The sequence below is a fragment of the Flintibacter sp. P01028 genome (assembly GCF_041925235.1).
Taxonomy (GTDB): Bacteria; Bacillota; Clostridia; order Oscillospirales; family Oscillospiraceae; genus Lawsonibacter; species Lawsonibacter aceti.
On the sequence record NZ_JBHEVC010000001.1, the window covers coordinates 143,897 to 156,769 of the forward strand.

Annotated in this window: 12 protein-coding genes and 3 pseudogenes; 14 read left to right on the forward strand and 1 reads right to left on the reverse strand. The window is 46.8% G+C overall.

All coding sequences use genetic code 11. From position 1 onward, the window contains the following. The first annotated feature begins 117 nt into the window (after positions 1-117). The 7 genes and pseudogenes from ACEVJK_RS00705 to ACEVJK_RS00735 form a co-directional block, all read left to right on the forward strand. On the forward strand, positions 118-366 hold the full coding sequence (locus ACEVJK_RS00705) for a hypothetical protein (protein WP_178566223.1): 249 nt from the start codon (positions 118-120) through the stop codon (positions 364-366). A gap of 350 nt (positions 367-716) precedes the next feature. Continuing rightward, positions 717-1,076: a DUF3847 domain-containing protein gene (locus ACEVJK_RS00710; protein WP_374739764.1), complete on the forward strand. Its 360-nt coding sequence runs from the start codon at positions 717-719 to the stop codon at positions 1,074-1,076. Then, positions 1,042-2,538, forward strand: a complete 1,497-nt coding sequence (mobQ, locus tag ACEVJK_RS00715) for a MobQ family relaxase (protein ID WP_374739765.1) — start codon at positions 1,042-1,044, stop codon at positions 2,536-2,538. Before ACEVJK_RS00710 ends, mobQ begins: the two co-directional genes overlap by 35 nt. After that, complete coding sequence (locus tag ACEVJK_RS00720) at positions 2,535-2,837, forward strand: hypothetical protein (protein ID WP_374739766.1); 303 nt, start codon at positions 2,535-2,537, stop codon at positions 2,835-2,837. The genes mobQ and ACEVJK_RS00720 overlap by 4 nt, the downstream gene beginning before the upstream one ends. 11 nt (positions 2,838-2,848) lie before the next feature. Then, complete coding sequence (locus tag ACEVJK_RS00725) at positions 2,849-4,720, forward strand: AAA family ATPase (RefSeq protein WP_374739767.1); 1,872 nt, start codon at positions 2,849-2,851, stop codon at positions 4,718-4,720. Between the two features lie 142 nt (positions 4,721-4,862). Further along, complete coding sequence (locus ACEVJK_RS00730) at positions 4,863-5,021, forward strand: transposon-encoded TnpW family protein (protein ID WP_009243220.1); 159 nt, start codon at positions 4,863-4,865, stop codon at positions 5,019-5,021. Positions 5,022-5,062: 41 nt separating this feature from the next. Continuing rightward, positions 5,063-5,950 (forward strand): annotated as a pseudogene (locus ACEVJK_RS00735) (VirD4-like conjugal transfer protein, CD1115 family); the annotation flags it as partial. 160 nt (positions 5,951-6,110) lie between these two features. Here ACEVJK_RS00735 and ACEVJK_RS00740 read toward each other — a convergent pair. Next, the gene (locus ACEVJK_RS00740) at positions 6,111-6,947 is read right to left on the reverse strand and encodes a helix-turn-helix domain-containing protein (RefSeq protein WP_374739768.1); all 837 of its coding nucleotides are present in this window, start codon (positions 6,945-6,947) and stop codon (positions 6,111-6,113) included. 361 nt (positions 6,948-7,308) lie between these two features. On the opposite strand from ACEVJK_RS00740, the pseudogene ACEVJK_RS00745 reads away from it, so the two are divergent. The 7 genes and pseudogenes from ACEVJK_RS00745 to ACEVJK_RS00775 form a co-directional block, all read left to right on the forward strand. After that, positions 7,309-7,437, forward strand: a pseudogene (locus ACEVJK_RS00745) (Maff2 family mobile element protein); the annotation flags it as partial. A gap of 263 nt (positions 7,438-7,700) precedes the next feature. Further along, positions 7,701-7,922 (forward strand): annotated as a pseudogene (locus ACEVJK_RS00750) (phosphotransferase); the annotation flags it as partial. A gap of 363 nt (positions 7,923-8,285) precedes the next feature. After that, positions 8,286-10,205 carry a tetracycline resistance ribosomal protection protein Tet(32) gene (tet(32), locus tag ACEVJK_RS00755; protein ID WP_002602099.1) on the forward strand — a complete coding sequence of 640 codons (1,920 nt, stop codon included), beginning with the start codon at positions 8,286-8,288 and terminating at the stop codon, positions 10,203-10,205. An 81-nt stretch (positions 10,206-10,286) separates the two neighbouring features. Further along, entirely contained in the window at positions 10,287-10,631 is a 345-nt protein-coding gene (locus ACEVJK_RS00760) for a helix-turn-helix domain-containing protein (protein ID WP_002602098.1), read from the forward strand. 323 nt (positions 10,632-10,954) lie between these two features. Then, the gene (locus ACEVJK_RS00765) at positions 10,955-11,722 is read left to right on the forward strand and encodes a class I SAM-dependent methyltransferase (RefSeq protein WP_002602097.1); all 768 of its coding nucleotides are present in this window, start codon (positions 10,955-10,957) and stop codon (positions 11,720-11,722) included. A 204-nt stretch (positions 11,723-11,926) separates the two neighbouring features. Next, positions 11,927-12,373, forward strand: a complete 447-nt coding sequence (locus ACEVJK_RS00770) for an RNA polymerase sigma factor (RefSeq protein ID WP_002602096.1) — start codon at positions 11,927-11,929, stop codon at positions 12,371-12,373. Next, on the forward strand, positions 12,363-12,566 hold the full coding sequence (locus ACEVJK_RS00775) for a helix-turn-helix domain-containing protein (protein WP_002602095.1): 204 nt from the start codon (positions 12,363-12,365) through the stop codon (positions 12,564-12,566). Before ACEVJK_RS00770 ends, ACEVJK_RS00775 begins: the two co-directional genes overlap by 11 nt. The last annotated feature ends 307 nt before the right edge of the window (positions 12,567-12,873 follow it).

The following is a 12,873-nucleotide window of genomic DNA, read 5'->3' on the forward strand; positions in this document are numbered from 1 at the left end:
AGAACAAAGATTATTTTATCCCGGAATGGTGGAAAAGTTCAAACTTTTATGATATAATTTGATTTGAAAAGATGTAAGTAACACTTTCCAAAGGCATAGTTTGCGGGAGGTAGCGATATGAATAATAAAGATTTGCTTAAATTTGGAAAATGCCTGCTCATTGGAATCATTGTTGCCATAGGAGGCACGTTCTTTAGCGATTTGTATGGAAACATTTTCAACGGATCGGGGGATTATCGTTTATCCGCTATATTTGGTATCGGTCTGTATCTTTGCATCGTTATTGTTACTTGCACAGGCTTGATACTTAACCGTTTGGATAAAGATAAAACAAACGACAAAGATGATGAACACACGGACGAGTAAGTTTTTATTTCCAGAAGCCGAGAAATCCCTTTAGGAACTAAAGGGCGCACTTCTATACTCTCTGTCGAGAGTAGTGCGTCCTGCAGAGCTTCATTCCCGGTCGGCAGAGAATAAACTGCCAGATCGAGAATGCTTCGTCACTTCGTTCCGTCAAGGTGGCTACACCCCCTTGCGCCGCTAAAGCGGCTATCCCCTGTGGACTTGCCGTCCGCAAACAGCATAAAATGCTGTTCGCCGCCAGCAAGTTTGAAAAACCGAATACCGAAAATCAGACCGTTGACCTGCGCCCTCTGCGCACAAAGTCGGCGGTCTTTTTTTATCCCCATTTTCAAAAAAGGAGGTCAATCCCAATGACAAAATCGAAAACCCTTGAACAGCTCCGAGCCGAAAAGGAACGAGCCGAGACGCAGCTTGCACAGGAACAGCACAAGCTTGAGCGTCTGGAGAACCGAAAGAAGTATCTTGAGAAAGGCGAACGCACCAAGCGCACCCACCGCCTTTGCAATCTGGGCGGCACGGTTGAGAGCCTTGCCCCGGAGATCAAAGATCTCACACGCACCGAAATGACAGAGCTGATGGAACACATCTTTTCCCTGTCCGAAGTCCAGCGAGCTGTCCGTCACATGGCGATTACCCACATCAGCCAAGCAAACAGAGAAAGGGAGTTGAAAGCCGATGGCACTATTTCACCTGAGCGTCACGCAGACTAAGCGAAGCGCAGGACAGTCCGCTATTGCTTCTGCCGCCTACCGTGCCGGGGAGCGATTGTATAGCGAGTATTACGGCGAGTACAGCGACTACACCCGCAAGGGCGGCGTGATCTGCTCCGACATTCTCCTGCCGTCCCATGCACCGCCCGAATACGCAGACCGCCAGACGCTATGGAACGCCGTGGAAAAAGCCGAGCGTGGGAAGAACGCCCAGCTTGCATACAGCTTTGACATTGCCTTGCAGAATGAATTTTTCCTTGAGGAAAACATCGCTCTTGCAAGGCAATTTTTGTTGGAGAACTTTGTGAGCCGGGGCATGGTGGTTGACTTCGCCGTACACCAGCCGGACAAGGAGGACGGCGGCATATCAAACCCGCATTTCCATGTGCTTTGCCCCATCCGTCCCATTGAGCAGAACGGCAAGTGGGGGCTAAAGCAACGCCGGGTGTATGAGCTGGACGAGGACGGCAACCGTATCCGAGACCAGAACGGCGAGTATATTTTCAACGCCGTTCCCACTACCGACTGGGGCAGTCCCGAAACGCTGGAATACTGGCGGCAGACATGGGTGGAGCTATGCAATGGCAAGTTTGCGGAAAAAGGGCTTGACGTTCGCATCGACCACCGAAGCTATGAGCGTCAGGGCGTGGAGCTTCTTCCCAGCGTCCATGAGGGCGCAACCGTCCGGGCAATGGAGAAGAAAGGCATACGCACCGAGAAAGGCGAGTTCAACCGCTGGATCAGAGCGACCAATGCCGTTATTCGGGACATTAAGAAGAAAATCGCTCTCCTGTTTGATTGGATTGCCGAAGCAAAAGCGGAGCTTGCCAAGCCACAGGCACCCGACCTTGTTTCTCTGCTGAACGCCTATTACACCCAGCGCAGAGCCGGGGCATATTCGCAGAAAGGCAAGGTCAGCAACCTAAAAGAGATGAACGAGACTTTCAATTATCTCCGGGCAAACGGCATTTACTCCCTTGAAGATTTGGAAAGCCGTGTCAGCGAACACAGTGCTGCCACAGAGAGCTTGAAGAAAACGCTGGACGAACAGACCGCTCAAATGAAAGCAATTAAGCAGCTCTATGACAGCTCCGCTGCTTTCCAGAGCTTGAAGCCTGTCTATGACGGCTTGCAGAAAATCAAGTTTGAGAAGCCCAGAGCCAAGTACAAGGCTGAACACGCCGACGAACTGAAAATGTTCTACGCCGCCAGACGCAAGCTGACCGGGGAGTTCCCGGACGGCAAGGTGGATATGAAAAAGCTGACCGAAGAGTATGACGAGCTGGAACAGGCGCACAACACCACCTATGGCGAGTTTAAGACCGTCAGAGACGATTTACACCGTCTTTGGAAGGTCAAGTCATGTGTAGATACTGCCGCCCGATTTAACGAGCGTACAGAGGAACAAATGCTCCAAAATCGACCCCAAACACGACACAAAAAGGAGAATATGACACGATGAAAAAATACGACTGGAAGAACGAGTACAACCCCATCCGCAGAACGGCAAAACGCATTTTGAGCGGAGAAGCTTTGACCGATGGCAGACCGCTTTCCGACCTGATCGAGCTGGACGAACACACCCGGAAATGCCTTGCCTTTGAAGCCACCCTCACCGACCGCCAGATTGATATGTTGCAGGAGCTGGGCTATCTGCCTGTTATCATGAGACAGTACGGCGAGGAATGTGCGAACTGCCCCTACACGATGGACGAGCGTGAGCATGGCATTTGCAGACGATGCGCTGTTTTCAAGAAGTAAGGAGGACGCCCATGCAGTACACCCAAGCACAGATCGACCGGGCAAACGCCGTCAGTCTGGAAGATTTTCTCCGCACACAGGGAGAGACGCTTATCAAAAGCGGACGGGAATACCGCTGGAAAGAACATGACAGCCTGACCGTCCGGGGAAACAAGTGGTTTCGCCACAGCCAGAGCAAGGGCGGCTATCCCATTGATTTTGTCATGGAGTTTTACGGCAAGTCCTTTCCCGAAGCTGTCCAGCTCTTAACCGGCGAAAGCGGTGAGGGACAGAGCGAAGCCAGCACAGCACCGCCCACAGCGTTTCACTTGCCCTTGCACAACAGGACAGCCGACAGAGCAATCCAATATCTCACAGAAAGCCGAGGTCTCAACAAAACGCTTGTTGAGGCTTTTCTTCTTTCCGGGGATATTTACGAGGACGCAAAGCGGCACAATGTTGTGTTTGTCGGCAGAGACCGAAGCGGTACGCCGAGATACGCCCATGTGCGAGGAACGGCAGACCCATTCAGACAGGACATTGCCGGGTCTGACAAATCCTATCCGTTCCGACACGAGGGTAATGGCAATCAGCTCTTTGTCTTTGAAGCGCCGATTGACCTGTTATCGTTTATCTGCCTTTATCCGCAGGATTGGCAGACAAGAAATTATCTTGCCCTGGGCGGCGTTTCGGGCAAAGCCCTTGACCGTTTCCTTTCTGAACGCAAGGACACCCGAAAAGTGTTCCTCTGCCTTGACAGCGACACCGCAGGAAGCGAAGCCTGTACCCGACTGGCACAGTCCATTCCCGGCAAGATCGCCGTCATGCGCCTTGTCCCGGCAAGGAAAGACTGGAACGATGTTCTCCGTCAGCAAAAGGACATTCCGAGCCACAAATTCATAGTCGAAACAATCACGCTGCGAGAGCTGCCCACCGCCCAGCCTGTTCCCATGCTCCGCATGGCAGATGTGGAGCTGACGAGCGTGGAATGGCTATGGTTTCCCTATATCCCCTTTGGAAAGCTGACCATCATACAGGGCAACCCCGGCGAGGGCAAGACCTACTTTGCCATGCGTCTTGCGGCGGCTTGCACCAACCGAAAGCCCTTACCCGGTATGGAGACACTTGAGCCTTTCAATATCATCTATCAGACCGCCGAGGACGGTCTGGGCGATACCGTTAAGCCCCGGCTGATGGAAGCTGACGCAGACCTTGAACGAGTGCTTGTTATTGACGATAGAGACACGCCGCTGACCCTTGCTGATGAGCGCATCGCAAGAGCAATCCGAGAGAACAACGCAAGGCTGGTTATCATTGACCCGATGCAGGCGTTTCTGGGCGCAGATGTGGACATGAACCGGGCAAATGAAGTCCGTCCCATCTTCCGTAGTCTGGGAGACATTGCACAGGCTACCGGATGCGCTATCGTGCTGATCGGACACCTGAACAAAGCCGCAGGAACGCAAAGCACCTATCGGGGATTAGGGTCTATCGACATTACGGCGGCAGTCCGCAGTCTGCTTTTTATCGGCAAGCTGAAGGACAGCCCCACAACGAGGGTGCTTATCCATGAGAAAAGCTCCCTTGCGCCGCCCGGACAGTCCCTTGCCTTTTCTCTGGGAGACGAGAAAGGCTTTGAATGGATAGGAGCTTATGACATTACCGCTGACGAGCTTCTTGCCGGGACAGACACCGCCAAGACCGAGAGCAAGACCGCACAAGCGCAAATGCTCATTCTGGAACTGCTGGCAGATGGAAAGCGTATGCCAAGTGCAGAGCTGGAAAAGACGGTCAATGAGCGTGGGATTTCCTCACGCACCATGAGAACGGCAAAGAGCCGTATCGGGGACAGGCTTGTGACCGAGAAAGACGGCACAGCATGGGTCTGCTATCTCCGAGACTGACAACAGGAACACGGCAAGCGTGGCAAAGACGGCAAGGTTTTTATAGATACCTTAATGTTGCCGCCTTGCCTTGTTCCCTCATACCGACATCGCCCGATGATGAACAGTCACCGGGCATTTTTCATTTACAGGAGGATTTTGAATGAACAATACCGCAACCAACACCGCCCCTTGCCCGACTGTCAGAAAGCAGATCGGAAAGACAACCTATATCGTCCGTGTGCATTTCAGCCAGACCGCAAAAGAGACGATGGAGGACAAAATCAAGCGTCTGCTCCGTGAGGAAGTCCGCAAAATGTAACTTCTTTTTGAATTTGATGAAAAAGTCCTTGACTTTTCGTCTCTGGCAAAACGGCGAAGTCGATCCTTATCTCCTGCGGCTCCCGGCTGGCCCCCTTTGACATCCCCCAGCTCCGGGAGATCATGTCCTATGACGAGCTGGGGCTTGACCGCATCGGGGACCGGAAAACAGCGGTGTTCTTCACCATTTCCGACACCACGCCTACCTACAACTTTCTTGTGGCGCTGGCCTTTTCGCAGATGTTCAATCTGCTGTGCGAGAGGGCCGACAATGTTCACGGAGGCCGCCTGCCCCATCATGTGCGGGTGCTGTGGGACGAGGCGGCCAATACAGGACAGGTGCCCAACCTGGAAAAGCTGGTGGCCGTCATCCGCTCCCGTGAAATATCGCTGACGCTCTTTTACCAGCAGATGGCGCAGTGCAAGGCCATTTATGACAAGCACGCGGAAACGATCATGGGAAATATGGACAGCGTGGTTTTCCTGGGAGGCCGGGAAAGCTCCACCATCAAGGAGATCTCGGAAAACTGGCTGGGGAAGTCCACCATCTATATGCAGACAGACGGGCGCTCCAAAGGCCAGTCGGAAAGCTACAACCTCAACACCCAGCGGCTGGGCCGGGAGCTGATGACCCCCGCCGAGCTTGCCACCATGCCGGGGGATCGCTGTATTTTACAGCTCCGGGGCCTGCCCCCATTCTATTCCCCAAAGTATGACTTGAAGCAGCACCCCAACTACAAATACACGGCTGAGGCCGATAAAAAGAAAAACGCCTTTTTCCTCGATCAGCTCATCAACCGCCGCAGGCGACCTGGGCTGAACGAGGCTTGTGAGGTGTACGAGGCAGGCGGAACAGACACAGGGCCCATAGGCGAGGACGAGGACATCCTCAACTATGACGATGTGGACGATCCAGACGCCTATGTATAAAATGAAACAACCGATTCTAATAAAAGCAACCAAACTGGACTTACCTGTAAGACAGGGTAAGTCCAGCTTAGGTTGTTTACTTTTTCAGCATCGACAGAATAGCGAGCATCAGAAAAAGCACCAATACCATAGTAGAATCAGTCATGTTTACCTCCTTAATTTAAATGACTATTTGGGGGAGATCGGAGACGTCTATATCATCTGTGAGCTGGCTCATGATCTCGTAAATGGCAGTATCATCAATTTTGGACGAGTCATTGATAAAAAAGCACTTAAGCGGAGTTGGCTTTTTTTTGCCGAGTGTAATTTCCTTTTCGCCATTGACAATCGCAACTTTTTCTTCACCCTCAAACGTCCAGAGCTTTTTCGCAGCGTCTGCGTTTGTCGTGGTGGAGATGTTGTAAATAAAGGTGTCAACGCGGTTAATTTCAACAGAATCCACAGTAGTCGGTTTTTGCAGATGAACACATAAAACCTCATTGACCGAGTCCGCTACATCTCCTTTTACATAAAGCTTTGTCAAAGACTGAATCTTCCCAAAAACTTTTGTGTGCACATTTATGCCATACAAGTCCAGCTCACTAATTACTTGCTCAATTTGTTGGATGTTCATTTTCACCGCAAATCCTGTCAAGGGTAAAACAAAGGTAGCCTTACTCTTTTTCCCAGTGCTGGTTCTATAGATCAGACCGAGATTTTCTAGCTGGTTGTTCCAATTACTGATGCTTCTTTCAGTGGCTCCCAGTTTTTTGCTAATTGTATCAATACTATGCCAGGATTCACCGGTGTCGTTGTTAGCTACAAGTGCATAGTACAGATATAGTTTTATTGCGCCATCTTTAAGGTGTGGAACAAAGACGGCTAAATTGTTGTCGACCTTTGCAAATCGAAATGCTTTATTCGATTTGCCTGTTGCGCTTGAATAAAACAGGGACAACAGGTCGTTCTCAGCGTTTTTGAAGTGGGTCTCTTTTTTCTTTAAGTTCAACTGAATCATTATATTTCGTCCTTTCGTGTTCTCTTGATGCGGTTAAAATATATCAGAAAAAATTCAACTTGTAAATTCCTATAAGTAAGAACTATATAAGAATTATATTTCATATTTATATGTATTATATTGCCTATAAACTATATAACATGTATAAGACTTAACACAGATTAAAGCAACAAGAGACAATGTACACGAATAGCGGGAATGAAATAGCAAGGAAAACTCACGACATTTAGGAGGAAACAATATGCCACGAGCACCTCCTTACGTCCGATTGAAACCGTACTATCATTAAAATACATAAGTAGCCGCCCTTTCGGGCGGCTTTTTTCATAGCCGGGGCTTCCCCCGGAGAAATGGAGGCTATATGCAGTTTTTCGCTTCTGCTGTTGACACTTTGCAGACCCTGGTTGTGGCCCTCGGCGCTGGCCTTGGCGTGTGGGGCGTTGTCAATCTGCTGGAGGGCTACGGCTCGGATAATCCTGGCTCAAATGCTCATGTACGGTAAGGAAGCAAGCAACCGAAAACAAGAGATAGACCGCCAGCACTACACTATTCCGAACCAAAGACCAAAAGATAAGCATTGTGGGAAAATCTAAACTTTTGGATTTTCCTACAATGCCGACTACGGCGGAATCCTTCCCACTCCTTATATCTTTATTTCCGTATACATTGAATTTGTATTTAGTAAATGCTATAATGTCCCTATTCAAATTATAAATGTGTTGAATTAGTTACATGTACATATTTTTTGTGCCGCATAAATACCCTGTTGAGGTTGTCGTTCTTTGTCCAGATGTGGAAACAATAAAAGGAAGGGAACGATACAGGGAGAAAACAGGCTATTCCGGCTTTACGGTTGAAACCTTATACGATACATTTATGCAGACAACACCACGGATCGGCTTTTGGCTGGACAATTCCAACCAAACACCACAGCAGACAGCAGAAACCATTCTGAACGCCAGAAAGTCGGTATGATTGTTACATATAAGGGGAAGAAAAATTTCTTTTAGGTACTTTCTTTCCTAAAACTAATGTGATATAATAGCATCATTCCAAAAAAGGAGTAAAAAATATGCGGCAAGGTATTCTTAAATAAAACTATAATCAAATAGTGGGAACAAAGGATTATGATAGTCCCTTTTGTGGGGGCTTGGTTTTTTGTACCCAATTTAAGAAATACTTTTGCCTTATCAATTTTGACATATCCGAAAAACAGCAATCACAAACAGGTGTATGCTGTATATGTGTATGTCCGCAAATTATAATCCCCAGTGGTAAAAGTATTTTACTGCTGGGGATTTTTATGCCCTTTTGGGGCTGTAAAAGGAGGACAATCACATGAAAATAATCAATATTGGAATTCTCGCCCATGTAGACGCAGGAAAAACAACATTGACGGAAAGCCTGCTGTACACCAGTGGAGCGATTGCGGAACAAGGAAACGTGGATAAAGGAACTACAAGAACAGACACTATGATTTTGGAACGGCAGCGCGGAATTACCATTCAGACAGCGGTTACTTCTTTTTGCTGGAATGATTATAAAATCAATATCGTGGACACTCCCGGTCATATGGATTTTTTAACCGAAGCATACCGCTCTTTATCTGTCCTTGACGGAGCTGTTTTAGTCATTTCGGCAAAAGACGGCGTACAGGCACAAACCCGTATATTATTCCATGCGCTTCAGAAAATGGACATTCCGACAATTATCTTTATAAATAAGATAGACCAAAATGGGATCGACCTGCGGCGTGTTTACCAAAGCATTAAAGATAAACTTACCAGTGATATGATTGTCATGCAGGAGGTTTCCCTGTCGCCAAAGATAACCATGACCGATATTTCTGATTTGGACAAATGGGATATGATTATTTCCGGAAGCGATGAACTATTAGAACGATATGTTGCAGAGGATTCTTTGGATATACAGGAATTACAATATGAAAAGTGCAAAAGAACCAGATGCTGCTCTTTGTTTCCTGTTTATCATGGGAGTGCAAAAGACAATTTAGGAACAGAAAAACTGATTGAAGCGATTACAGAAACTTTCATTACAGAAACAGACGATATTCAGTCTGAATTATGTGGATATGTTTTTAAGGTTGAGTATACAGAGCGGAAAAAACGGCTTTCTTATTTACGCCTGTATCATGGGACGCTCCATTTACGGGATACCCTGCTGCTGTCAAAAAAGGAAAAAATAAAGATTACAGAAATGTGTATTCCGTCAAATGGTGAAATCGTCCCGGTTGACCATGCCTGTCCGGGAGAAATTGTTATTTTAGCTGATGATACTTTGAAACTGAACGACATTCTGGGAAATGAAAAACTCCTGCCTCACAAAACACGGATTGATAATCCCATGCCATTACTTCGGACAACGGTAGAGCCGCAAAAGCCGGAGCAAAGGGAAGCCCTGTTAAATGCCCTCACAGAGATTGCTGATACAGACCCTCTTTTGCATTTTGACATTGATACTGTTACACATGAGATTATATTATCTTTTTTGGGAAAAGTACAGTTAGAAGTTATTTGTTCGCTATTAGAAGAAAAATATCATGTGGGCGTGGCTATGAAAGAGCCTTCGGTTATTTATCTGGAAAGACCGCAAAAAAAAGCGAGCTACACGATTCATATTGAAGTGCCGCCGAATCCGTTTTGGGCATCTATTGGTTTGACTGTAACACCGCTTCCTGTTGGAAGCGGAACACAATATAAAAGCGAGGTATCTCTCGGCTATTTAAACCAAAGTTTTCAAAATGCCGTCATGGAGGGTGTGCGTTATGGAATGGAGCAGGGCTTATATGGCTGGGGAGTGACAGACTGCCAAATTTGTTTTGATTATGGAGTTTATTACAGCCCGGTCAGCACCCCCGCTGATTTTCGTTTTCTTGCGCCTGTCGTGTTGGAGCAGGCATTGAAAAAAGCAGGAACACAACTGTTGGAACCATACCTTTCCTTTACCCTTTTTGCACCGCAGGAATATCTTTCACGGGCTTATAATGACGCACCAAAGTATTGCGCAATCATTGAATCAACCAGACTTGAAAAAGATGAAGTTATTTTTAAGGGGGAAATCCCTGCCCGTTGTATTGGTGAATATAGAAATGATTTGAATTTTTATACAAATGGAAGAAGTGTCTGCATTACAGAATTAAAAGGGTATCAGGAAACTTCCGGCGAGCCTGTGTTTCAGCCACGCCGCCCGAACAGCCGTTTAGACAAGATCCGGCATATGTTTCAGAAGATAATGTAACATCTTGCGCAATGCAAACGTTCATTGCTGGCTATTGCGAAATATCATTGATAAAATCAGCATCAGAGAGGAGGAACCATTTTGAACCAGAAACAGACGGATATTACAACAGGAAAGCAAATACGTCATCTGCGAACACAATCGGGAATGACACAGGAAGAACTGGCTGGGAAATTGAATGTTACCCGGCAGGCGCTATCGAATTGGGAGAGAGATGTTAATGAACCCGATTTAAATACGTTGAAAAAAATTTGTTTTCTTTTTGGAGTCCACATGGACGATTTTGCGAAGGAGGTAATAACAAAAATGGAAACATGTGAAAAAAAGAGAAACGACAATTTAATAAGTATGATATGGCAATTGGACTTTTTTATGGTGTCGGGATATTTCTTGGCATTGGTATTTTCTTTGTTGGCGGTTTTATGACAATGTCGGGTGCAGGGTGGGGAGCATCACTATTTGGCGGTGGCTGTTTTTCTCTTGTATTTGGCTTGATATGCCATGCAGTTATTACATTGAGAAGAAATGACAAATGATGACATATCCTGCTTTCTAGTCTTTTCGGTCATATCGCGTAAAAAAGCCGCTGCTTTTGGCTTTCCAATAGCGGCGGCAAAGGGAAATATCCTTTGAATACCTTACAGAAGAAAAGTTTTGCAGCATTATAAAAATAAAAGCCTATACCATTTTGGAAAGAAAAGATACATAATAGTCAAGACGGCAACAATCAGAAGTTATGGAGGGTAACAATGGAATATAGTAAGGAAGATTTAATGGAAGCAAAAAGGCAAATTTTGGGAGTGGGAGAGAACATGGGAACAGAGGAAAGCAAAAAGATCTGGGAGAAAAACGCACAATTTTGGGATGATGCAATGGGTGACGAATCCAATGAATTTCACAGAGAGGTAGTACGTCCCAAAGTAACGGAACTTCTCTCTCCTGATCCTTCGGATTACATTTTGGATATTGCGTGCGGCAATGGAAATTATTCTTCGTATCTTGCACAGAGAGGCGCTTCGGTCGTCGCTTTTGATTACAGCAAAAAAATGATAGAATTGGCTAAAAGACGGCGATCACAATATGCAAAACAAATTGAGTTTTGCGTAGCGGATGCGACCAATAGAGAAAGCTTATTAGGATTAAAAAGAAATCGAGCCTTTACGAAAGCAGTTTCTAATATGGCAATTATGGATATTACGGATATTGAACCGCTTTTTATGGCTGTTTATGAACTATTGGAGGAAAACGGGATTTTTGTCTTTGCAACGCAGCACCCTTGTTTTATCACATTGACTGAAAAATATATGACACCGCACAGTTACTATGATATAGCGATCGAAGGGCAGCCGGAGGAGCAGATTTATTATCATCGTTCCATACAAGATATTTTTAACCTTTGTTTCAGAGCTGGATTTGTCATTGATGGATTTTATGAAGAATGTTTCAAAAACAATAAAGAAATTCCTATGGTAATGATAGTAAGGCTTAAAAAGGTAAAACGTGATAGCTTAAAATAAATTCAAGTTTGCCGGATAAATAGCAAACCCGGCCGAGCCAGTCAACGGTCAAGATGAACGGGCTTCGCCCGCCGTTGACAGCCCCGCCCGGTTTTGCAGTTAGGCAGTCAAGGAGCGACAGCCTAAAGTGCTGCCGCCCCTTACTATCATAAAAAGCAACTACTAACCAGCCACAGCCCTTTTGGGAGGAAAGGGGGATTTTCCATGACCTGTACAGAAGAATATCGGGAACATATCGAGTACACTTTCCATGCCTTTTGCAAAGTCGTTATCCGAAATGCAACGATCAACGCAGCGAGGACACGGAGCAGGAAGCACAAAAGAGAAATATCCCTTGAATACCTCACAGACGAAAAGCACTACCCTTTAGGCACGACAGATGAATATTTCCAAGCCCCGGAGCCGGACGAGGAATACATACTTACCCTTTGCGGCGATACGGTCATTTTCAGCAGCGGTTTACTTGCGGAAGCCCTGTCACGGCTGGACGAACGGGAGCGGGAAATGATTTACCTGTCCTTTTTCAAGCGTATTCCACAGCACGAAATTGGCAGACAGTACGGGCGCAGCCGCAGCACAGCGGGCTACCATATCCGAAAAGCCCTACGGCAGCTCCAAGCGGAAATGGAGGGAATGGCATATGAGAAATAATAGGCTTCTCCCCTATGAAACAATCGTCCAAGCCGCCAGCGGGGAGCCGGAAGCGGTGGGAACTGTATTGCAGTATTACCGCCGCCGCATACAATGTGCCGCCCGTGTGAATGGACGGGTAGACCAAGATACAGAGGACTACATCACCCAGACGCTTCTCACAGCTATTTTCAAGTTCCGCTTTGGGAGATAGCCCTACCGCCTACAACTGAATAACCGCCGCTTCGCCGGCAACCAGAAAGCAGTAAATCTATTCAACAGATTTGCTGCTTTTTTTCGTTCCTGTTTGGCATTTTTGAAAATCCCCAGTATGAAAAAACAAAAGGGAAAATAGCCGCCGCAGTTGGCAAAATCCCTTACTTATCCGTAGAGGGTATCAAAGAAAAAAATACTGCCATTGTCCGCCTATTCCGGCTTGCGTGGTGTTGTAGGGAATAGAGGGGAAATTCTAAAAATCTCCGTCCATTTTGCTTTGCGTGGTGTTGTAGGTAGTGAAAGGA

Coding starts and splice junctions, on each gene's coding strand:
- ACEVJK_RS00705 (WP_178566223.1), top strand. CDS start 118: ATGAATAATAAAGATTTGCTTAAATTTGGAAAATGCCTGCTCATTGGA.
- ACEVJK_RS00710 (WP_374739764.1), top strand. CDS start 717: ATGACAAAATCGAAAACCCTTGAACAGCTCCGAGCCGAAAAGGAACGA.
- mobQ (WP_374739765.1), top strand. CDS start 1,042: ATGGCACTATTTCACCTGAGCGTCACGCAGACTAAGCGAAGCGCAGGA.
- ACEVJK_RS00720 (WP_374739766.1), top strand. CDS start 2,535: ATGAAAAAATACGACTGGAAGAACGAGTACAACCCCATCCGCAGAACG.
- ACEVJK_RS00725 (WP_374739767.1), top strand. CDS start 2,849: ATGCAGTACACCCAAGCACAGATCGACCGGGCAAACGCCGTCAGTCTG.
- ACEVJK_RS00730 (WP_009243220.1), top strand. CDS start 4,863: ATGAACAATACCGCAACCAACACCGCCCCTTGCCCGACTGTCAGAAAG.
- ACEVJK_RS00740 (WP_374739768.1), bottom strand. CDS start 6,947: ATGATTCAGTTGAACTTAAAGAAAAAAGAGACCCACTTCAAAAACGCT.
- ACEVJK_RS00765 (WP_002602097.1), top strand. CDS start 10,955: ATGGAATATAGTAAGGAAGATTTAATGGAAGCAAAAAGGCAAATTTTG.
- ACEVJK_RS00770 (WP_002602096.1), top strand. CDS start 11,927: ATGACCTGTACAGAAGAATATCGGGAACATATCGAGTACACTTTCCAT.
- ACEVJK_RS00775 (WP_002602095.1), top strand. CDS start 12,363: ATGAGAAATAATAGGCTTCTCCCCTATGAAACAATCGTCCAAGCCGCC.